This is a genomic window from Arcobacter venerupis (assembly GCF_013201665.1).
Lineage (GTDB): Bacteria > Campylobacterota > Campylobacteria > Campylobacterales > Arcobacteraceae > Aliarcobacter > Aliarcobacter venerupis.
In genome coordinates, this window is the sequence record NZ_CP053840.1 from 1893647 (window position 1) to 1916209 (window position 22563).

Here is a 22563-nt window from a genome sequence, read left to right on the forward strand (position 1 = left end):
CTAAAAAATTATTTATTTACTTCATTGTTCTTTCTACAAGCATTTCTGCTGTACAATCGTAAATATCAACAAAATCTTCACTATCTATAGAATCAGGAAGAAAACTCTTTTTTGTTACTTTGGCCAAAATCTTCACTTGTGAATTTATGTCTTTTATCGTGTGAGATAAAAGAATAATACTTTGTACATCATGTAAAGCAATAATCACAGCTTTTGCTTTTAAGATACCTGCTTCTTTTAATATATGTTTTTGTGCAGGATTTCCAAATATTACTTTTTCCCCATGAACTAAAGCATTTTCAAAGAATTCATAATTATCAATAATGGCAATATGTTCAATATTTTCATTTTTTAAATTTAAAAGTATTTGTTTACCAAAACTTCCATAACCACAAACAATTACATGCCCATTTAATAGCTCTTTTGAAGTATTTAATATTTCACTATTAATATCTTTTTTTTGTAAAATTTTATTAGTAATAAATTCAATATTTTTTAAAAAGAATGGTGTTAAAACCATTGAAATTATCACAGAAAGTGTAAGTAGTTGTCCTGTATTTGCATCTAAAAGAGTATTTTGCGTTGCTAGCGTAAATATAACAAAGGAAAACTCTCCAACTTGAGAAATTGTAAGTGAAGTTTGAAGAGCAACTCTTTTACCAACAAAAAAATACATTACTGAAAAAATAATCAAAGCTTTTATAAGAATAATTACAATACTCAAAGCAAAAACTTGTAATACATGAGAGCTAAAAAAATGTACATCTATTTGCATTCCTACAGTTACAAAAAATAGTGCTAAAAATAGATCTCTAAAGGGAATAAGGTCAGCTTCTATTTGATGTTTGTAGTGCGTTTCTGCAATTAACATACCACCAATAAAAGCTCCCATTGAATATGTAAAACCTAAGTAATGTGCTAAAAAGCTAGCCCCAATTGCAATAATTAAAACTATCATAATAAAAAGCTCGTGAGTTTCAGCCTTATCTACTAATTTTAAAATATGATTTAAAAAGTATTTACCAAAAATAATCATTACAATTAACAACACAATTCCTGAAAAAACAATATTAATAATCAAATCACCAATAGCTCGTCCATTTGTGGAAAAAATTGTCAACATTAATAATATAGGAATAACTGCTAAATCTTGGCAAATTAATATTCCTAAAGAGTTTTGACCATAATATTTTGTTATTTTGTTTGTATCATTTAGTATTTTTAAAACAATTGCCGTTGAAGAAAGAGAAAGTGCTGCACCAATAACTATAGAAGTTTTAATATCTAAAGCAAATAAAAAATAAGCTATGAAAGTAAAAGAAAGAATTGATAAACCAATTTGAAGCCCACCATAAACAAAGACTTGTTTTCGCATTTGTATTAGGTTTTCTAGCTTCATTTCAAGTCCGATTGTAAACATTAAAAATACAATACCAAACTCTGCGATTTGATCTAAGATATAAGAATCTTCTACATTAGAACCTATAATATTTACAAGAATTATTCCTGATATTATGTATCCAACAAGAGGTGGAACATCAAAACGTTTTAAAATAATACCCAAGATAACAGCAACAACTCCAGTTGATAACATCATCAAAATAATTTGTTCCATCAAAACCCTTATTTTCAAATAAATAAAGGTGGCATATTAGCATAGATAATAAAGATTATCATCAAAAAATAATTAAAATAATTTTTAAATGGGAAAAATAATTAAATTTATTAAATTAAGACTTCAAACCTGCTTTTTCTTCAAGTCCTAACATGATATTCATATTTTGAACAGCAGCTCCTGAAGCTCCTTTTCCAAGATTATCAAGTCTTGAGATTACAAGCATATAATCATCTGATTCATAAACTGAGATTTCGATTCTATTTGTGTTATTACATTTCATTGCATCTAAAAAACCTTCATCTAAATAATCAATATCATCTTCAATTATTTTTACAAACTCTTCATTTTTATAATAATTTTTGTATAAAGACAATACTTCTTTTTTTGATATGTTTTTTTCTAATTCATCTTTTATTAGATATGACATTACTAACATACCTTGAGCAAAGTTTCCAACGCTTGGTGTAAAAAATGGAGCTGATTCTAAACCTAAGATATATTTCATTTCAGGTAAATGTTTATGGCTTAAAGCTAGTGCATAAGGTCTTTGACTTCTATATTTGTCTTTATTTTCAGGTGCTTCATAAATATCTATTAAACCTTTTCCACCACCACTATATCCTGTGATTGAGTGGCAAACTATTTTTTGTTTTTTTGAAACTATATTATTTTCAATTAATGGTTTCATAGCCATAATAAATCCACTTGCATGACAACCAGGAACACAAACTCTTGTTGAGTTTTTTATTTTTTCTCTTTGAGTTGGATTTAATTCTGCTATTCCGTAAGTCCAATCAGGATTTGTTCTGTGAGCTGTACTTGCATCTATTACTTTTGTTGTATTGTTTGTTATTAATTTTACAGACTCTTTTGAAGCCTCATCAGGTAAACATAAAAAAACTAAATCAGCTTCATTTAAAAACTTCTTTTTAATCTCTAAATCTTTTTTATCTTCTTCATTGATTGTTAAAATTTCAAGTTCTTTTCTATCTTTTAGCATTTCATGGATTTTTAATCCTGTTGTTCCAAACTGACCATCTACAAAGATTTTGTATTTCATTTTTATACCCTATTTTAATATTTTAAATTTTAAGGTGTAATTCTAACATTTTTAACTTAGTTAAATATACTTTTACATCTCAAATAACAATATGAAACCAATGAAAATCTAATTTAATCTCTTATTATAAAATCTATCATATAATATTAGCTTCAAATTTTAAAGGCAAAAAATGACAAATTCTATTAAAATATTTAACGCTTGTGAAAATAACTTAAAAAATATAAACCTAGAGATACCAAAAAATAAACTTATTGTATTCACAGGACTTTCGGGTTCTGGAAAATCAACACTAGCATTTGATACGCTTTATGCTGAAGGACAAAGAAGATATATTGAGTCTTTATCTGCATATGCAAGACAATTTTTAGATAAAGTTGGAAAACCAAATGTTGAAAGAATTGAGGGGCTTACACCTGCCATTGCAATTGATCAAAAAACAACATCTAAAAATCCTCGTTCAACGGTTGGAACTATTACAGAAGTTTATGATTACTTTAGACTTTTATATGCCCGAATTGGAAAACAACACTGCCATCAATGTGGAGAGCCAATTTCACAAATGAGTGCAAGTGATGTAATCAATCAAGTTTTAACTCTACCAAATGACTCAAAAGTAGTAATCCTAGCCCCACTAATTAATAGAAAAAAAGGAAGTTTTGCAGATTTACTTGAAAGCTTACGAAGCAAAGGTTATGTAAGAGCCATGATTGATGGAGTTATGGTAAGACTTGATGAAGAGATAGAATTAGCAAAAACTCAAATGCATACAATCAAAGTTGTAATTGATAGGGTTACAATAAAAGAAGAAAATAGAGACAGAATCGCTCAAGATATAGAAAAAGGTCTAAAAGAGAGTTATGGAGAACTTGAAATTGAAGTTATAAACCATGAAGAAATGGGTGTAGAAAGACACATTCACTACTCTGAACATATGGCTTGTTTCTCTTGTAAAATCTCTTTTGAACCACTTGAACCATTATCATTTTCTTTTAACTCTCCAAAAGGTGCTTGTCCTGCTTGTGATGGTTTAGGAATTAGATATGCCCTTGATATGAAGAAAGTTATCAACGAAGATTTATCTATAGAAGATGGAGCTATTAGAGTTATATATGGATTTAACAAAGGTTTTTATTTCAAAATGCTTTTAGCTTTTTGCGAGGGAACTGATATTGCCGTAAATGTTCCTTTTAGAGAACTGCCTGAACATCAAAGAAAAGCTATTTTACATGGAAGTGTTGATGAAGCTACATTCTTTTGGAAAAGACACAAACTCACACGAAAATGGGAAGGTGTTGTAAAACTTGCCTATGACATGATAAAAGATGAAAAAGAGATGAGTGAATACATGACTGAAAAGAAATGTGACTCTTGTAATGGAAATAGATTAAAACCCTCTTCTCAAAGTGTATTTGTGGCAAATAAAACAATAAGTGATATTTTAAATATTCCAATAGAAGATGCACACGCATTTTTCCAAGATGAATCAAATTTTGATTATCTAAATGAGCAATTTAAAATGATTTCAAAACCAATTTTAAAAGAGATTAAAGAGAGAATCTTCTTTTTATACGATGTTGGTTTAGGATATATAACTTTAGGACGTGATGCTCGAACTATAAGTGGTGGGGAAGCTCAAAGAATTAGAGTTGCCTCACAAATTGGTTCAGGTCTTACAGGAGTTATGTATGTTCTTGATGAGCCATCTATTGGACTTCATGAAAGAGATACAAACAAACTTATTAAAACTCTTCGTGCTTTACAAGAAAAAGGAAATACAGTAATCGTTGTTGAACATGATAAAGAGACTATTCAAGCAGCAGATTATATAGTTGATATTGGACCAAATGCAGGAAAATATGGTGGAGAGATTGTATTTGCAGGAACTCTAAAAGAGATGAATAAAGCAAAAACTCTAACTGCAAAATATATAACTGGGGCTAAAAAAATAGATTATGTTCATAATAGACCACAAGAAGAGTTTATTGAAATAAAAAATGTAACTATAAATAATATCAAAGATTTAAATGTAAAAATCCCACTTAAAAATCTATGTGCAATCACAGGAGTTTCAGGAAGTGGTAAATCTTCACTTATTTTACAAACTCTACTTCCAGTTGCAAAAGAGCTTTTAAATCGAGCAAGAAAAGTAAAAAAAGTAGATGGTGTTGAAATCGAAGGACTTGAAAGACTTGATAAAGTTATCTACCTTGACCAATCACCAATTGGAAGAACACCACGATCAAATCCTGCAACTTATACAGGACTTATGGATGAGTTAAGAGAACTATTTGCAAAAACAAAAGAAGCAATGCTTAGAGGTTATAAAATTGGAAGATTCTCTTTTAACGTAAAAGGTGGAAGATGTGAAAAATGTCAAGGTGAAGGTGAAATAAAAATCGAAATGCACTTCTTACCAGATATTATGGTGAAATGTGATGATTGTCACGGGAAGCGATATAACTCTCAAACTTTAGAGATTTTATACAAAGGTAAAAATATCTCTGATGTTCTAAATATGAGTGTTGATGAAGCATTAGAGTTTTTTGCAAAAGTTCCAAAACTAAATGCAAAACTTCAAACTCTTAGTGATGTTGGTCTTGGATACATTACACTTGGACAAAATGCAGTTACACTTTCAGGTGGTGAAGCTCAAAGAATTAAATTATCAAAAGAGTTAAGTAAAAAAGATACAGGAAATACTCTTTATGTTTTAGATGAACCAACAACTGGTTTACATTTTGCCGATGTTGATAGATTAACAAAAGTATTACATCACTTAGTAGATTTAGGAAATTCTGTTTTAGTAATCGAACACAATCTTGATGTTATAAAAAACTCTGATTGGGTAATAGACATGGGACCTGAGGGTGGAAATAAAGGTGGAATGATTGTGGATGAGGGAACACCTGAATTTTTAGCTTCAAATCACAAAGTTTCTGGTTCATATACTGGATATTATTTAGATAAAGAGATAAACGGTTAATGAAAATAGATTACAACATCTTCAATCAAAAAACAGCAATAGATAGATTTATTTTTGCTGTTGAAAATGGCTTTTATGTGGAAGCTCACGAACTGCTTGAAGATGATTGGAATTTTTATAAAAAACAAGGGGAATTAAACAAAGCTCTTGTTTTAAAAGGTTTAATAAATGGAGCAACTGCTCTTGCACTATTTCATATAAAAAAAAGACCTTTAAGTTATAAAAAAGTTTGGCCAGCTTTTGAAAAATATGTTCCGTTATTAGATGTTGTAGACTTTGAAGAAAAAGAAAAATATTATAAAGTAAAAGATTTATTGATTGTCTTGAGTAAAAAAGTAGAAGTCAAGTTGTAAAAAATTATAACTTGACTTTAGAAATTAAGAAGTAGAGTTTAAACTTAACATATAAGCTTTTACTCTCATCATCTCTTGCGTTGGATATTGATTTTCCATGTTACCTCTTTCTACTTTTACATAAAAGTCTTTAGAAGAATCATTAAATCCAAAGTTTGTATTAGATAAAACTACTTCATATTTATTAGAAGTAGTTTTATCTGTTGCAACTTTTTTTGTATCAGCAACATCTTTTTCTTTTGAAATAGCTTCTTGTTGCACTTTTTGTATTGCATCTTCAGTTGTTATTTCAGATGATTTTGAAGAAGGCTGAACTTTTTGAATTTCTAAAGCCTTATTATCACTAAACTGGTCAATTTTTGGCATTATCCCATATTCCATAATAAGCTCCTTATTTTAAAAGTTTTTTTATAATTAATTATACAACTATTTTTCAATTTTTTTATCAAAAACTTCTTTATTAAGTTTATTTTGATATTATTAGTCCCAAATTCTTAACAACTCACAGGAGAAAAAATTGGAATACGATTCCCGGTTACTTAATTTTTATAAAAGAAAGAATAAATGGAAGTCTTAATATTACTATTTATTACAGTTATTGGTACGTCTTTTTTATGTTCTATTTTAGAATCTATACTCTTATCCACAAACATCACTTATATTTCAACATTAGAAAAAGAGCATCCTACTGCTGGAAGACTTTTTAAAAAACTAAAATTAGACATTGATAAGTCAATTGCTTCTATTCTTATTTTGAATACTACAGCAAATACTTTAGGTGCAACAGCTATTGGAATACAAGCAAAAGAAGTTTTTGAAGGAGATGGCACATTAATAATGGCTACTTCAATTGTTCTTACTTTTATAATTTTATTTGTTTCTGAGATAATTCCTAAAACTATTGGTGCAGTTTATTGGAGACAATTAGCTATTTACACTCCAAGAATTATAAAAGTTTTTATATTTATTACTTATCCAATAATTTTAGTTACTCAATTTGTAACAAAAAAAATAGGTAAAGAAAGTTCAAATAAAATTTCAAGAGAAGAGCTACTTCAATCTACTTTATTAAGTGAAGCTGAGGGTGTTATTGGTGATTTAGAATCTAAAATTATTGAAAATACTCTTGAATTAAATAGTAAAAAATTAAAAGATATTTTAACTCCTCGTTCAGTTGTATTTGCAATAGAAAAAAACTCTTTAATCAAAGATTTAATTGAAGATAAAAGAACCTTTAAATTTTCAAGAGTTCCTGTATATGAAGATCATATTGATAATATTGTAGGAATAATCTTAACAAAAAAACTGTTCAAACAATCTATAAAAGAAAAAGAGATTACTTTAGAAAATATTATGAAACCAGTTTTTACATTACATGAAAATATAAATGTTGCAAAAGCTTTAAAATTGTTTATTCAAAAAAAAGAGCATATGTTTATAGTTCATGATTCATACAATCAAACAGAAGGAATTGTAACTTTAGAAGATTGTATTGAAACACTTTTAGGTCTTGAAATTATGGATGAATTAGATACAACTGCTGATATGAGAAAATTAGCTTTAAATAAAATGAAAGCAAAAAGGAAAGAGACAAAGGAGATAATATGAGCACAAGCTTTGACTATGAGAAATTAAAACTTTTTTATATTGGAAAAGAAAAAATAGATGAGTCAGATTTTGCTCCTTTAGTTTATAAAAATAAAGATTTAACAACTCACGCAGCAATCATTGGAATGACAGGAAGTGGAAAAACAGGTCTTGGAATTTCACTTTTAGAAGAAGCAGCAATTGATAATATTCCCTCAATTATAATTGACCCAAAAGGTGATATGGGAAATTTACTTCTTACTTTTCCACAGTTACAAGGAAGTGATTTTGAGCCTTGGATTGAAGAACAAGATGCTGTAAATAATGGTTTGAGTGTTTCTGAATATGCTTTAAAAACTGCACAAACTTGGAAAAATGGACTTGAAGCAGATTTTCAAAATCAAGAAAGAATCCAAAAATTAAAAGATTCTGCTGATTTTACTATTTATACTCCGGGAAGTAGTGCTGGTGTTCAAATATCAATTCTTTCATCTTTTAAAGCACCAAGTATTGAAGTTTTAGAAGATAGTGAGTTATTAGTTTCATTAATTAGCTCAACTGTTAGCTCACTATTATCATTGATTGATGAAAAAGACGATAGTTCATCTAAAGAGTCTATTTTAATTTCATCTATTTTTATGAACTCTTACTCTTTGCAAAAAGATTTAAGTATTGAAGAGTTAATCTCATTTATCGTAACTCCTCCATTTTCAAAAGTGGGAATTTTTGATTTAGAGACATTTTTCCCTCAAAATGAGAGATTAAAACTAGCTCTAAAACTAAATACAATTATTGCAAATCCCTCTTTTAAATCTTGGATTGAAGGTCAGCCTTTAGATATTTCAAATCTTATGTACGATGAAAATGGAAAAGCGAAAGTTTCTATATTTTCAATTGCCCACTTAAACGATTCTCAAAGAATGTTTTTTGTTTCACTTTTATTAAACCAAATGGTTTCATGGATGAGAAGACAAGAGGGAACAACTTCATTAAAAGCCCTACTTTACATGGATGAAATCTTTGGATATTTCCCTCCAAATGCAAATCCTCCATCAAAACAACCAATGCTTACACTTTTAAAACAAGCTAGAAGTTTTGGAGTTGGAATTATACTTTCTACTCAAAATCCAGTTGATATTGACTACAAAGGTTTAGCAAATATTGGAACTTGGTTTATAGGACGACTTCAAACAAAACAAGATAAAGAAAAAGTAATTGATGGTTTAAGCTCAGCCGTTGAGGGGAAAATTGATAAAAATGAGATAGAAAATCTTTTATCAAATCTTGAAAAAAGAACATTTATAATGAAAAATATAAATGAAGATGGAATAAAAGTTTTTCAAACAAGATGGGCTTTATCATATTTAAAAGGGCCAATCACAAAAGAGCAAATCAAGTTTTTAATGAGCAATAAAAAGGTAACCACACTAACCACTAAAGAAGAGAGTTCAACTTCTAAACAAAAAATTGAAACAACAAATAAACAAAATAGTGTAAAACCTCTAATTCCAAATATTTTAGAGCAAAAATATTTATACTTATCACAAAGTGATAGTTACTATTTACAAGCTTATTTACTTTGTAAATGTTCACTTCATTTTAGTGATACTGCAAAAAATATTGATTTAACATCTGAGTTAAATTATGGATTTTATTTACAAAAAGAGACTTCAAATATTAATTATGAAGAGTTTGAAGAAGTTAATAATTTTTCATTTGAGACAAAAGAGAGATTAAACTCAAACTATTATGAAACTCCTATTTTTATTCAAAATGAAAAAGAGTTAAAACAGATTCAAAAAGATTTTACAGATTATGTTTATAGAAATTCGAAATTAACTCTATTTAAAAATGAGGCTTTAAAAATCATCTCAAAACAAAATGAGAGTTTAACTGATTTTAAAATCAGAATTCAAGATAGATTAAATGAAAAAATAGATGAACAAGTTGAAAACTTACAAATAAAATTCAAAAAAACAAATGATTCAATTGAAGATAAACTAGATAACCTTTTTGATAAAAAAGAAAAAGAGGAACTACAAGCTAGTTCTACTACAACTGATACGATTATAGCAATAGGAACATCACTTCTAGGAGCTTTCTTTGGAAAATCAACTACTAGCTCTACTTTAGGTAAAGTGGCTTCTAGCGCAAGGGGAGCAACTAGAGTATTAAAAGAGAGAAATGATGTAAAATATGTTGAAAATGAGATTCAACAACTACAAATAGAAAAAGAAGAACTTCAAAAAATCCTTGAAGATGAAATAGAAAAAATAAATGAAGAGAATAAAATCTCAAATTTTCAAATAGAAGAGATTTTTATAAAACCAAAAAGAACAGATATTTTTAATGTAAAATTAGAACTATTATGGAAAGAAGAATAAATGGCAAAAAATTTAAACGAGTTTTTAGAAACTCTTAAGAGTCTTACAATTAGTTCACTAGATGAAAATAAAAATCCTTTTTCATCTTATGCACCTTTTGTAAAATACAATCATAAATATTATGTTTATCTATCATTGATGGCTAAACACTCGACAAATCTAACAAATAATGAAATGGCTTCAATTTTCTTTTGTGAAGATGAACAAGATTGTAAAAATATCTTTGGTAAAAAAAGAGTATCAATCCAATGTAAAACTAAAAGATTAGAACAAAATACAGAAAATGAAAAACTGATTTTAGATGAATTTAGAACTAAATTTGAAAGTGATATGGTAAATACACTTCATAAAATGGGCGATTTTTATCTTTTTGAATTTACACCTTTTTATGGTGAAGCTGTTTTTGGATTTGGAAAAGCTTATAATCTTGGTGGAGAAAACTTTGAAGAGTTTGTTGAAAGAACAACTAACTCTTCAGGTCATGGTCATGGAAGTAAAAAAGAGTAAGTTATTTACTCTTTTTTTTATTTCTTCTCTTCATATTTTTTAATTTCTGGACTCATGAATTTATTCTAACTTCTCTAACTAAAAACTAGAGAAAAATGTATATTGTAATTTTTTATATACAAGCATTTTTAAATTGTTTTCCATACTCATTAACATAAACAATACTTTCAGTTGCCTTGATTCTCAATTCTAATTGAGAGTTTACCTGTTTATATTCATCTAAAATTTTTATTAAAACTGGATGTTCTTTTAGTTGTTGATAACCATCTGTTCCAGCAGTTCTATCAAACATTAATCCAATTAATCCAAATTTACTAAGTCTTATTAAACTAGCTGAGACATCAAAATATTATACTCTTCAATAGTCCATCCTAAAAACCATTCAGGAGTCGCATTGACAAAAAATTCGTTTTTTCCCAATATTGATATATTTGGATTAATTGCTTTTTGATAACCTATTGCAATGGATAATTTATTAAATACTTTTGCATCTAAACAATTCATTTGTTTAATTAATTCAACAAATGATGGATGAACATCTTTCTCCTTATCTGTATTCATACTATTTGCTAATAAATTTAAATACATTTCTCTTAAAGTTTCATTTTGTGCAGTATAAGTTAATGCTTGCATAAGTGGAACAGCAATTTCTGGCTCTGGAGTTTTTCGCTTTTCTTCAGGTATTTTTTCAAATCTCTTTTCTACACCTTCTGTAACAACTTGCTCAATCTTTTCCCATCCCCAAAGAAAACCTCTTATTGGAACCAATAAAGCTTTAGCACTTCGACCTAAAACATTACCTATCTCTTTTGTTGCAGGCTGTGCTAAGTCTTTATAGACTTCAGGTAATAATTTTGACGCTTCTTTAATAACTTCTTCTTCCATGATTACTCCAAATCCTAAATTTAATATTTAATTATTTTATCTAAAAAGGATTTGATTGGGATTAATTGTTTATATGTATATTAGTTATTGTGAAGAGAAGAAAAACAAGGCTTAAAAGCCTTATTTTTTATTTACTTTTTTTTTGCTTTCGCATTTGGAAGGTCAGTAATACTTCCTTCATAAATTTCTGCTGCCATTCCAACTGATTCGTGTAGTGTTGGGTGAGCATGAATTGTAAGTGCAATATCTTCTGCATCACAATCCATTTCAAGAGCTAGTGTGATTTCACCTAATAACTCTCCTGCATTATCTCCAACCAAAGCTCCACCAATTAAAGTATGGTCTTTTTTATCAAAGATAAGTTTAGTCATACCATTTTGACTAACATCACTTGCTAATGCTCTTCCTGATGCAGCCCATGGGAATGTTGAAACTTCATAATCAATTCCAGCAGCGATTGCTTCTTTTTCAGTCATACCAACCCAAGCAATTTCTGGGAAAGTATATGCGATTGATGGAATAACTTTTGGTTCAAAATAGTGTTTTTTACCAGCAATTACTTCAGCTGCAACATGAGCTTCATGTACACCTTTGTGAGCTAGCATTGGTTGACCAACAATGTCTCCAACTGCAAAGATATGTTCTACATTTGTTCTCATTTGTTTATCAACTTCGATAATTCCCCAATCATTTACTTTTACACCAGCATTTTCAAGGTTAAGTAATTTACCGTTTGCAGCTCTTCCAATAGCAACTAATACAGCATCATAAACAAAAGGTTCAGCTTGAATTCCCTCACCTTCCATTGATACATGAATACCATCCTCTTTAGCTTCAACTTTTGCAACTTTTGTATTTAACATGATATTAAATCTTTTACTATTTGCTTTTGTGTACATTTTGATAACATCTTTATCAGCAACTGGCACTAATTGGTCTTGCATTTCAACAACATCAATAGATGAGCCAAGTTTTTGATAAACAGTTCCCATTTCAAGACCAATAATTCCACCACCCATAATAAGAAGTTTTTTAGGTATTTCTTTTAAATCAAGAGCGTCTGTTGAATCCCAAATTCTTGGGTCTTCATGGGGAATAAATGGTAATTTAATAGGTCTTGAACCAGCTGCAATAATTGCATTTTCAAAAGTGATTGTTACATCTTCTTTTCCAGTTACTTTAACAGTGTTTTTATCTACAAATAGAGCAGTTCCTTGAACAACTGTAACATTTCTCATTTTACTCATGGCACTTAAACCATCAGTTAATTTTTTTACAACACCATTTTTATATGCTGCAATTTTTGCTATATCAATAGTTGGTTCTGCATATGTAAGTCCATGAGCAGAAATATGCTCAGCTTCTTCTTTTACCTTTGCCACATGAAGAAGTGCTTTTGATGGAATACATCCAACATTTAAACAAACTCCACCTAAAGTGTTAAATTTTTCTACTAAAACAACATTCATTCCTAAATCTGCACTTCTAAACGCAGCTGAATATCCAGCTGGTCCAGAACCTATTACTAAAACTTGGGCTTTAATTTCTTTACTCATTCTAAAGTCCTTTATTATAGAAGTATTTTTCTAATATCGCCTAATAATGACGATAATGTCGTTACAAATCTTGCACCATCAGCACCATCAATTGCTCTGTGGTCATAAGATAATGATAATGGTAACATTAATCTTGGTACAAACTCTTTTCCATTGTATTTAGGTTTAAATTCTGATTTTGATAATCCTAAAATTGCAACTTCTGGAGCATTTACAATTGGAGTAAATGCAGTACCACCAATTCCACCTAGTGATGAAATTGTGAAACAAGCACCTTGCATATCATTTGCTGTTAATTTTCCAGCTTTTGCTTTTATAGAAAGCTCTTTTAATTCAAGTGCAATTTCTTCAAAACCTTTTTTATCAGCATCTTTAATTACAGGAACTACTAAACCATTTGGTGTGTCAACAGCAACTGCTACGTTTACATATTTTTTGAAAATCATTGATTGACCATCAGCAGATAATGACGCATTAAAGTTTGGATGTAATCTTAATGCTTTTGCAACAGCTTTAACAGCAAATACTAATGGAGATATTTTAACATCTGAATTCATTTTTGAATAAATAGTATTTTGTTCTTTTCTAAACTCTTCAAGATCAGTAATATCTGCTTCATCAAATTGCGTTACGTGAGGAATAATGATTGCATTTCTTTGAAGTGATGGACCTGAAATTTTTTGAATTTTTGATAATTCTACAACTTCAATTTCTCCAAATTTAGAGAAATCAATCTCTTTTAATGGTGCTAACTCAAATCCTAAACCACCTGCTGTATTACTTGAAGTAGTTAAATTTGCACAACTTGGATTTGATAATACAGATTTTATATATAATCTAATATCATCTTTTAAAATTCTATTTTTAGGACCTGTACCATTTACTAATGTTAAATCTACACCATATTCTCTAGCTAATCTTCTAATACTTGGTGATGCGTAAGCTTTACCAGTTGTTTTTGTAACATGAGATTCAACACTTACAGTTTCTACTTTTGATTCTACTTTAGCAGGCGTCTCATTTTTTACAATAACTTCTTCTTTAGCAACCTCTTTTGGTGTTGAAGCAACTACAGTTTTTTCAATTCTTGCAATTAAAGAACCAGTTTTTACTTTATCTCCAGCATTTACAAGAATTTCAACTAATTTACCAGAAATTGGTGTTGGAACATCCATTGTAGCTTTTTCAGTTTCTAAAGTAATTATTCCATCTTCTTCATTTAAAAAATCCCCAACTGATGCAATAATTTCAATTACATCAACTGATTCATCTCCACCTACATCTGGAACAAAAATATCTTCAATTACTAAAGTTGTCTCTTGTGAAGCTGTACTTACTTCTACAGTTTTTTCTTCAGTTTTAATTTCTTCAACTATTTTAGCAGGTGTTGCAATTGCAACTTCTTTTACAGTTTCATTAGAAGCTGATGAAGTTGTAACTAAAGTAGCGATTAAATCACCCTCTTTAATTTTATCTCCTGCTTTAACAATTAAAGATTCAATAGTTCCAGCAAATGGTGCAGGAATATCCATAGAAGCTTTTTCTGTTTCTACTACAATGATAGTATCGTCTTCACCAATACTATCACCAACTTTAACACTGATTTCAATAATTTCTACTTCTTCTCCACCAACGTCTGGCAGTTTTATTTGTTCAATACTCATAGACACACCTTATGCATATAATGGATTAATTTTATTTGGATTGATTTTAAATTTAGCAATAGCTTCATTTAATACTTTTTTATCTAATTTACCATTTTCTACTAATAAATATAGAGTTGTGTAAACAATAAAGTTAGCATCAACTTCAAAGTGTTCTCTTAAATTTGCTCTTGAATCAGATCTACCAAAACCATCTGTTCCTAAAGTTTTAAATGAACCTTTTACATAAGCTCTAATTTGTTCAGAATAAATTTTCATATAATCAGTTGCTGAAACAATGATATTATCTTTATCTTCACCTAATACAGTTGTTACATAAGGAGTTTTATCCTCTTCATCTGGATGTAATAAGTTGTATCTTTCTACATCTTGTGCTTCTCTTGCAATTTCATTATATGAAGTAACAGAATAAACATCTGATTTTACACCATATTCTGATGCTAAAATATCAGCAGCTTGTCTAACTTGCTCTAAAATTGTACCTGAACCTAATAATTTAACTTTATAATCATTAGCTGCATCAACAGTATCTAATTTATAAATACCTTTTAAAATTCCTTCTTCAACACCTTCAGGCATTGCAGGTTGTTTGTAGTTTTCATTCATTGTTGTTAAATAATAGAATACATCTTCTTGTTTTTCACCATACATTCTATTAATACCATCTTGAACAATTACTGCTAACTCATAACCATAAGTTGGGTCATAAGAGATACAACTTGGAATTGTATTAGCTAAAATATGAGAATGTCCATCTTCGTGTTGTAAACCTTCACCATTTAATGTAGTTCTACCTGCAGTTCCACCAACTAAGAATCCTCTAGCTCTTAAATCACCTGCTGCCCATGCCATATCTCCTGTTCTTTGGAATCCGAACATTGAGTAATAGATGTAAAATGGAATCATAGGAACATCATTTACAGAGTATGAAGTAGCTGCTGCTGCCCATGAACCCATTGCTCCAAGTTCATTAATACCTTCTTGAAGTACTTGACCTTCTTTATCTTCTTTATAATATGCAACTTGATCTCTATCTTGAGGAACATATTTTTGACCCTCATTTGAATAAATACCAATTTGTCTAAACATACCTTCCATACCAAAAGTTCTAGCTTCATCAGGAACAATAGGAACAATTTGTTTACCGATATTTTTATCTTTTACTAATATATTTAAGATTCTTACAAAAGCCATAGTAGTAGAGATTTCTCTATCACCACTTCCTTTTGTAATAGATTCAAATTCAGCTAAAGAAGGAATTTCTAATTTATTAGTAAATTTCTCTAATCTTTGAGGAACAAAACCATGAAGTTCAGCTCTTCTTGCTTTCATATATTTCATTTCAACAGAATCTTCATCAAAAGTATAGTATGGTAATTTTTCTAACTCAACATCTGAGAAAGGAATTCTAAATCTATCTCTAAATTGTCTTAATGAATCTAAATCAACTTTTTTAACACCATGAGCAATATTTTTACCTTCAGCTGCTTCACCCATTCCGTAACCTTTTACAGTTTTAGCTAAAATAACTGTTGGTCTATCTTTTGTTATTTCTGCTGCTTTATATGCTGCATAAACTTTTAATGGGTCATGTCCACCTCTGTTTAAAGCAAAAATATCTTCATCAGACATATTTTCAACTAATTTTGCAGTTTCAGGGTATTTATTAAAGAAATGTTCTCTTGTGTAAGCTCCACCTTTTTGTTTAAAGTTTTGGTACTCACCATCAACTGTCTCTTCCATTAATTGTAAAAGCTTACCAGATTTGTCTTTTTGTAATAAAGCATCCCAGTGTCTTCCCCAGATTACTTTAACTACTCTCCATCCATTTCCTCTAAAGTTTCCTTCTAGTTCTTGAATGATTTTTCCATTACCTCTAACTGGTCCATCAAGTCTTTGTAAGTTACAGTTAATTACAAATACTAAGTTATCTAAACCTTCTCTACCTGCTAAAGAAATTGCTCCTAAAGATTCTGGTTCATCACACTCACCATCACCCATAAAACAATATACTTTTTGCTCGCTACAATCTTTAATACCTCTATTTGTTAAGTATTTTAAGAATCTTGCTTGGTAAATTGCTTGAATTGGTCCAAGTCCCATAGATACTGTTGGGAATTGCCAATAATCTGGCATTAATTTTGGGTGAGGATAAGATGATAAACCGTGTCCATCAACTTCTTGTCTAAAGTTATCCATTTGCTCTTTTGTAATTCTTCCTTCTAAGAAAGATCTAGCATAAATACCAGGAGCAATATGCCCTTGGAAGAAAATTAAATCTCCACCATCTTTTTCATTCGGAGCTCTAAAAAAGTGATTAAATCCTACATCATATAATGTTGCAGAAGATTGAAATGATGCAATATGTCCACCAAGCTCTAAATTCTTTTTAGATGCTCTTAATACCATCATTGTTGCATTCCATCTAATTGCAGATCTGATTCTTCTTTCGATATCTCTATCACCTGGCATCTTAGGTTCATCTTCAACATCAATACTATTTAAGTATGCTGTTGTTGCTCTAAACGGTAGATACGTACCCTTTCTTCTTGCCTTATCAATTAATTTTTCTAAAATATAGTGTGCTCTTTTAGGTCCACCTTCTTCTATAATATTGTCTAAGGCTTCAAGCCATTCATTTGTTTCTTCTGGATTAATGTCTTTTAAATATTCATTTTGCATTGATATCCTTATTGTATTTATTAAAATTATTATTATTTTCTATGGAGGTAGAAAACTAATATTTATTATGATACAATTATAAACTTATACTAATTTTAATTTTTAAGATAAATATAAGAAAAATTGCTTTAAAGTGATAAAATTACACTTTAGGAATAAATTAAATGCTTGATAAAAAAGAATTTAGATTAATTTTAACAAATATTAACAATGCAAAAATGAATATGGCTATAGATAAAGCGTTAACTATTTCCTATGAAAAAGATGACATGCCAATTTTGAGATTTTATACTTGGGAAAATTCATTTACTATTGGCGCAGGTCAAGAATTTGAAAGCTATGAAAGTTTAAAAGACTTATATAAAGATAATTATTCAAAAAGAATAACTGGCGGTGGAGTTTTATTCCATGGTCATGATATATCTTATAGTTTAGTATTATCAAATACTGAATTTGGAACTTTAAGTGTAAAACAGTCATATGAAAAAATATGTCAATTTTTATTAGAATTTTATAGAAAAATAGGATTAACCCCTACTTTTGTAAAAGATTCAGAATATATTAAATTGAAAAAGAATGAATTTTGTCAAGTTGGATTTGAAGCTTATGATATTATCGTTGATGGTAATAAAATAGGTGGAAATGCCCAAAAAAGAAATAAAAAATTAATATTTCAACATGGCTCAATTCCCATTGTAAAAACAAAAGAAGATAAAAGAGTAGGAATATCTCTTGAAGATTTAGATATTCATCTAAGTTTTGAAGAAGCGCAAAATAGACTTATTGAGGCTTTTAGTGAGTGTTTTGATGCAAAATTAATATTATCAGAATTATCGCAAATTGAAAATGAAAATTTAAAAAAAATATTAGAAGGTAAGTAAAAATGACAGTACCACAAAAAATAGATTTTAATAAACCTGTTTGGTTAAGAAAAAAACTATCTAATACTGCCCAAAAAGATATGGAGCAACTTCTAAAAGATGGTGGCTTACACACTATTTGTCAAGAAGCAAAATGTCCAAATATTAGTGAATGTTTTTCTAAAAAGAATGCAACATTTTTAATATTAGGGGACACTTGCACAAGAAGATGTACATATTGTAATGTAAAAACTGGAAAACCAGATGGTGTAAATGAAGATGAAATAGAGCAAGTTACAATAGCTGTTCAAAAACTTGGTCTTAAATTTGTAGTAATTACAAGTCCTGCAAGGGATGATTTGGACGATGGTGGAGCTTTACAGTTCTACAAAGTTACAAAAAATATTTTAGAAAATACTACAGATGCACAAGTTGAGTTGTTAATTCCTGATTTTAAAGGAAAAATTGAATCTATTCAAAAAGTTGTAGATTCAGGAGCTGTAATTATTGGACACAATATTGAAACAGTTCCAAGATTATACAGAGTAAGAAGAAATGCAACTTATGAAAGATCATTAGAAGTTCTTCAAAAAATAAAAGAATTAGGTGGCGATGCTGTTAAAACAAAAAGTGCTTTAATGGTTGGACTTGGTGAAACAGAAGAAGAAATGGTTCAAGTATTTAAAGATTTAATTGCTGTTGGTTGCAAGTTTTTAAGTATAGGACAATATCTAGCACCATCAGGTGACTATGAAAAAGTAATTGAATTTGTAAAACCTGAACAGTTTGAAAGATATAAAACACTAGCTTTAGATTTAGGGTTTGAGTTTGTACACAGTACTCCTTATGCTAGAAGTTCATATTTAGCACATGAGTATTTAAGTAATAATAAAAATAATAATTTAATAAAAGGATAATTTTTGAGTAATAATAAAAAAGTTGGAATAATTGGTGCAGGAAATGTTGGAGCTACTTTAGCTTTTAGTTTAGCAAATAAAAATATTTGTACTGAAATCGTATTAAAAGATTTAAGAATGAATGTTGTTGAAGCTATGGCTTTAGATATTTCACAAGCTGCAAGAGCTGCAAAATCATCAACAAAAGTTAGTTTTGCAAGTAACACTGAAGAATTTAGTAATTGCGATGTAATTGTAATAACTGCTGGAATTCCTAGAAAACCAGGTATGAGTAGAGATGATTTATTACTTACAAATGCAAAAATTATGACATCAGTAATAAATGAAATCGCGCCATTTAATAAAGATGCAATTTATATGATCGTTTCAAATCCATTAGATGCAATGGTTTACACTGCTTTAAAAGCTACATCTTTACCAAGAAATAAAATTATTGGAATGGCAGGAGTTCTTGATAGTTCAAGAATGGCTCACTTTATAAAAGAAAAATTAACATTTACTCCAAATGAAATAAAAGCAGCTGTTATGGGTGGACATGGTGATGAAATGGTTCCACTAGCAAACTACTCTAGCGTAGATGGAAAAGCTTTAAGTGAATTCTTAACAGCTGATGAGATTGAAGAAATTATAGTAAAAACTAGAAATGGTGGAGCTCAAATCGTAAAATTACTTGAAACTGGTTCTGCATATTATGCACCTGGACACTCTACTGCTTTAATGGTTGAAGCTATTTTAACTGATTCAAAAGAGACGTATCCTTGTGCTGTAATGTTACAAGGTGAATATGGATATGAAAATATTGTAGCTGGTGTTCCTGTAGTTTTAGGAAAAGAAGGGTTTGAGAAAATTGTTGAACTTGAACTAAATGAAGAACAAAAAGCTCAATTTGCAAAATCAATTGCATCAATTAAAGAATTAGTAAATATAATAGATAATAACTTTTGATTAAAAGTCTAAACTCTTTCAAATATAACTATTTGGAAGAGTTAGATGTTCCTAAAATATTTCCATCTGCTGAAATTAAAATCGCTAATTTCTTAGTACTTTCAAACTGAGATAAAACAATCAACAAAATCATCATCATAGGAACTGATAAAAACATTCCAATTGTTCCCCACATAGCACCCCAAACAACTAATGATAAGATAACTATAAATTGAGAAATATTAAGTTTATTTCCCATCATTCTTGGTTGGATAATATTTCCCAAAACAAACTGAATGATTATCAAAAGTGTAAATAAAATTAAAACATCTGAAATCAAAGGAAACTGAATAAGTGCAAAAATTGTTGGAATTAAAACAGCAATAATACTTCCAATAGTTGGAATAAAATTTAAAACAAAAGCTATAAATCCCCATAAAACTGCACCTTGAAGTGAGAACATTTCACATATAAAATAAGTTAAAAAACCTGTTGATAAACTAATTATTGTAGTGATTGAAATATATGTTCTAATTCCTTTTGAAATTGAAGTTAAAATATGTTCAACCCTATTTTTATTCTCTTTTTTAGGGAAAAGTGCATTTAATTTTGCAGAAAAAAACTGCTGATCAATCAATAAAAAAAGCACATATAGAAAAATCTGAACAAGATTTCCAAATATTGCACTAAAGGCGCTTATAACTTTGTTTATCACACTTGAAAGACTAAACTCTTCAAAAAACTTTTGTAAAGGTGTAGCTAAATCAAAAGAAGTAAGTAAAGATAATTTATCTATTAATTCATATACTTTACTATCAAGTTGTGATATTGTGGAACTCAATTCCATCATACTTGAAGCTATAAAACTTCCTATTTCAACCATTGAATAAACAATAAAAATCAAAGATAAAGGAATAGCTATATAATCCCCTACTTTTGCATTTAAAAAAGGTAATTTTTTTATCTGATTTGCAAAGGCATTTATTAAAAACCAGATTAAAACTGCTATTGCAATTGGAGTTAAAATATTACTTAGACTATTTAAAGAAAAAATAAATAAAAACATAAAAGCAAAAAAATAAAAAGCATTTGCAAAATTTGTATTTCCTAAATTTGAGAAGGCTTCTTTATTACTATTTTTTTCCATCTTTAATCCTTTTTTTAAATAATTCAATTTCATTTTTCATTGTATTTGAGTAACCTTTTAGACTTGTATATAAATAAAAAGCTGATTGCACCATAAAGAAATAAAAGGCATTTGTATAACCAATATATACAAAAATTACATCCGCCACAAAAAAACAAATAAACGCATATGATCTTATTACATGATTATGACTTGAAAGTAAAAAACTTCCAGTAATAGCAATTAATGAAGCTATAAAATCAACTAGCAATATCTTAAAATCAGTTTGAGCCATATTTGGAACAACTGTAAAAATAAAGATTAAGATATAAATTACCAATACAAAACTTATAATTTGAACATCTCTTTTTCTATTTTGTGTTAATTTATAAATTCCTATTATTGCTGTTACAAAAAATAGAATCATTTGAATAATTACTGGAATTTTTCCTGTTAATGTGAAAAATGTCAAAAGTGCAAGGTTTGAAACAAAAAAACAGATAAATCCCAAATAGAGTGGTTTTGTATTTCCTTTGCCACTCAAAGACATCAAATATGCACCTAATATTGAAAAAATTGCCCCTATTGCTTCTAAAATAATCATCATTTCTCTTATATAAATTTTATGCAATTATAATCATATAATCAAAATTATTAATAAATATAATGAGTATTTCACTATAATTGCCAAAAATAAAAAAGTAGAAGAATTGCAAGAGTTTGAAAATAGAGAAGTATGTTATAAATGTTATAGACCAAAAAGTTCATGTGTTTGCGAATACATAATAAATCCAATACAAACTAATACAAAGTTTGTTATTTTGATGCATCCAAAAGAGTATAGAAAAACAAAAAATGGAACTGGTCATATGACTAATAATTCCCTAAAAAATTCCGAGTTATATGTGGGCGTTGATTTTACAAACCACAAAAAAGTAAATGAGCTCTTAAATGACAAAACCTATGAAGCTTATATCTTATATCCTGGAATTGATAGTATAAAATTAAATACTCAAAAACTTCCAAGTGAAAAAAAAGCACTTATTTTTATAATAGATTCAACGTGGCCTTGTTCAAAAAAAATGCTAAGACTTAGTTCAAATTTACATGGTTTGAATAAAGTTAGTTTTGAACATGATAAATCATCACAATTTAAAATAAAAACTCAACCAAATCAATATTGTCTTTCTACAATAGAATCAACTTTATGTATACTTGAACTCTTAAATTTACAAAATGTAGAAAATATTTCATCAGAATCTTTAGAAAACTTTTTAAATCCTTTTGAAAAAATGGTAGATTATCAAGTAAAATGCGCCTTTAATGAAAATGATATTAGATATAAAATTCCCTATAAAAAACCTATTTAGTGTATTAACTCTACTATTTTAAAAATTTTATTTTCAAGAATATTATTTGTTCAAGTTTTTAATGGAAATTTGGGTATTTTAAAA

19 protein-coding genes are annotated in these 22563 nt (G+C 28.7%); 9 read left to right on the plus strand and 10 right to left on the minus strand.

All coding sequences use genetic code 11. The annotated features are described in order from the left end of the window. Positions 1 to 16 precede the first annotated feature (16 nt). The gene (locus tag AVENP_RS09485; RefSeq protein WP_128358004.1) at positions 17 to 1615 is read right to left on the minus strand and encodes a cation:proton antiporter; all 1599 of its coding nucleotides are present in this window, start codon (positions 1613 to 1615) and stop codon (positions 17 to 19) included. A 115-nt stretch (positions 1616 to 1730) separates the two neighbouring features. Continuing rightward, a complete protein-coding gene (gene argC / locus AVENP_RS09490; RefSeq protein ID WP_128358003.1) occupies positions 1731 to 2678 on the minus strand; it encodes an N-acetyl-gamma-glutamyl-phosphate reductase in 948 nt (315 codons plus the stop codon). A 172-nt stretch (positions 2679 to 2850) separates the two neighbouring features. Between argC and uvrA the strand changes: the two genes are divergently transcribed. After that, complete coding sequence (gene uvrA / locus AVENP_RS09495; RefSeq protein WP_128358002.1) at positions 2851 to 5664, plus strand: excinuclease ABC subunit UvrA; 2814 nt, start codon at positions 2851 to 2853, stop codon at positions 5662 to 5664. Continuing rightward, positions 5664 to 6017 carry a DUF309 domain-containing protein gene (locus AVENP_RS09500; protein WP_128358001.1) on the plus strand — a complete coding sequence of 118 codons (354 nt, stop codon included), beginning with the start codon at positions 5664 to 5666 and terminating at the stop codon, positions 6015 to 6017. The genes uvrA and AVENP_RS09500 overlap by 1 nt, the downstream gene beginning before the upstream one ends. Before the next feature lie 24 nt (positions 6018 to 6041). On the opposite strand, the gene AVENP_RS09505 is transcribed toward AVENP_RS09500, so the two are convergent. Then, on the minus strand, positions 6042 to 6398 hold the full coding sequence (locus AVENP_RS09505; protein ID WP_128358000.1) for a hypothetical protein: 357 nt from the start codon (positions 6396 to 6398) through the stop codon (positions 6042 to 6044). A gap of 183 nt (positions 6399 to 6581) precedes the next feature. Here AVENP_RS09505 and AVENP_RS09510 point away from each other — a divergent pair, with 183 nt between their 5' ends. The 3 genes from AVENP_RS09510 to AVENP_RS09520 are packed head-to-tail and all read left to right on the plus strand — an operon-like array spanning position 6582 to position 10495. Beyond that, a complete protein-coding gene (locus tag AVENP_RS09510) occupies positions 6582 to 7625 on the plus strand; it encodes a CNNM domain-containing protein (protein WP_128357999.1) in 1044 nt (347 codons plus the stop codon). Continuing rightward, complete coding sequence (locus AVENP_RS09515) at positions 7622 to 9988, plus strand: ATP-binding protein (protein WP_128357998.1); 2367 nt, start codon at positions 7622 to 7624, stop codon at positions 9986 to 9988. The genes AVENP_RS09510 and AVENP_RS09515 overlap by 4 nt, the downstream gene beginning before the upstream one ends. Further along, positions 9989 to 10495 (plus strand): pyridoxamine 5'-phosphate oxidase family protein, encoded by a 507-nt coding sequence (locus tag AVENP_RS09520; RefSeq protein ID WP_128357997.1) that lies wholly within the window; start codon positions 9989 to 9991, stop codon positions 10493 to 10495. It begins immediately after the preceding gene. A gap of 112 nt (positions 10496 to 10607) precedes the next feature. Here the strand turns inward: AVENP_RS09520 and AVENP_RS09525 are convergent, their stop codons facing one another. The 5 genes from AVENP_RS09525 to aceE form a co-directional block, all read right to left on the minus strand. Further along, positions 10608 to 10787: a hypothetical protein gene (locus AVENP_RS09525; protein WP_128357996.1), complete on the minus strand. Its 180-nt coding sequence runs from the start codon at positions 10785 to 10787 to the stop codon at positions 10608 to 10610. Positions 10788 to 10819: 32 nt separating this feature from the next. Next, a complete protein-coding gene (locus AVENP_RS09530; protein WP_128357995.1) occupies positions 10820 to 11380 on the minus strand; it encodes a DUF4393 domain-containing protein in 561 nt (186 codons plus the stop codon). A gap of 131 nt (positions 11381 to 11511) precedes the next feature. Next, on the minus strand, positions 11512 to 12936 hold the full coding sequence (gene lpdA / locus AVENP_RS09535; RefSeq protein ID WP_128357994.1) for a dihydrolipoyl dehydrogenase: 1425 nt from the start codon (positions 12934 to 12936) through the stop codon (positions 11512 to 11514). Positions 12937 to 12950: 14 nt separating this feature from the next. Further along, positions 12951 to 14600 carry a 2-oxo acid dehydrogenase subunit E2 gene (locus AVENP_RS09540; RefSeq protein WP_128357993.1) on the minus strand — a complete coding sequence of 550 codons (1650 nt, stop codon included), beginning with the start codon at positions 14598 to 14600 and terminating at the stop codon, positions 12951 to 12953. Between the two features lie 9 nt (positions 14601 to 14609). Continuing rightward, the gene (gene aceE / locus AVENP_RS09545; RefSeq protein ID WP_172664277.1) at positions 14610 to 17282 is read right to left on the minus strand and encodes a pyruvate dehydrogenase (acetyl-transferring), homodimeric type; all 2673 of its coding nucleotides are present in this window, start codon (positions 17280 to 17282) and stop codon (positions 14610 to 14612) included. A gap of 164 nt (positions 17283 to 17446) precedes the next feature. Between aceE and AVENP_RS09550 the strand changes: the two genes are divergently transcribed. Genes AVENP_RS09550 through AVENP_RS09560 form a run of 3 tightly spaced genes read left to right on the plus strand, consistent with a single transcriptional unit; the run spans position 17447 to position 20004 of the window. Further along, positions 17447 to 18163: a lipoate--protein ligase family protein gene (locus AVENP_RS09550; RefSeq protein WP_128357991.1), complete on the plus strand. Its 717-nt coding sequence runs from the start codon at positions 17447 to 17449 to the stop codon at positions 18161 to 18163. Between the two features lie 2 nt (positions 18164 to 18165). Further along, on the plus strand, positions 18166 to 19059 hold the full coding sequence (lipA, locus tag AVENP_RS09555) for a lipoyl synthase (RefSeq protein WP_128357990.1): 894 nt from the start codon (positions 18166 to 18168) through the stop codon (positions 19057 to 19059). 3 nt (positions 19060 to 19062) lie between these two features. Next, a complete protein-coding gene (locus AVENP_RS09560; RefSeq protein ID WP_128357989.1) occupies positions 19063 to 20004 on the plus strand; it encodes a malate dehydrogenase in 942 nt (313 codons plus the stop codon). A gap of 28 nt (positions 20005 to 20032) precedes the next feature. On the opposite strand, the gene AVENP_RS09565 is transcribed toward AVENP_RS09560, so the two are convergent. Both AVENP_RS09565 and AVENP_RS09570 read right to left on the minus strand, forming a co-directional pair. Further along, the gene (locus tag AVENP_RS09565) at positions 20033 to 21130 is read right to left on the minus strand and encodes an AI-2E family transporter (RefSeq protein WP_128357988.1); all 1098 of its coding nucleotides are present in this window, start codon (positions 21128 to 21130) and stop codon (positions 20033 to 20035) included. Next, positions 21117 to 21713: a hypothetical protein gene (locus AVENP_RS09570; RefSeq protein WP_128357987.1), complete on the minus strand. Its 597-nt coding sequence runs from the start codon at positions 21711 to 21713 to the stop codon at positions 21117 to 21119. The genes AVENP_RS09565 and AVENP_RS09570 overlap by 14 nt, the downstream gene beginning before the upstream one ends. 106 nt (positions 21714 to 21819) lie before the next feature. Here AVENP_RS09570 and AVENP_RS09575 point away from each other — a divergent pair, with 106 nt between their 5' ends. Further along, the gene (locus AVENP_RS09575) at positions 21820 to 22479 is read left to right on the plus strand and encodes a tRNA-uridine aminocarboxypropyltransferase (protein WP_128357986.1); all 660 of its coding nucleotides are present in this window, start codon (positions 21820 to 21822) and stop codon (positions 22477 to 22479) included. Positions 22480 to 22563: the final 84 nt, after the last annotated feature.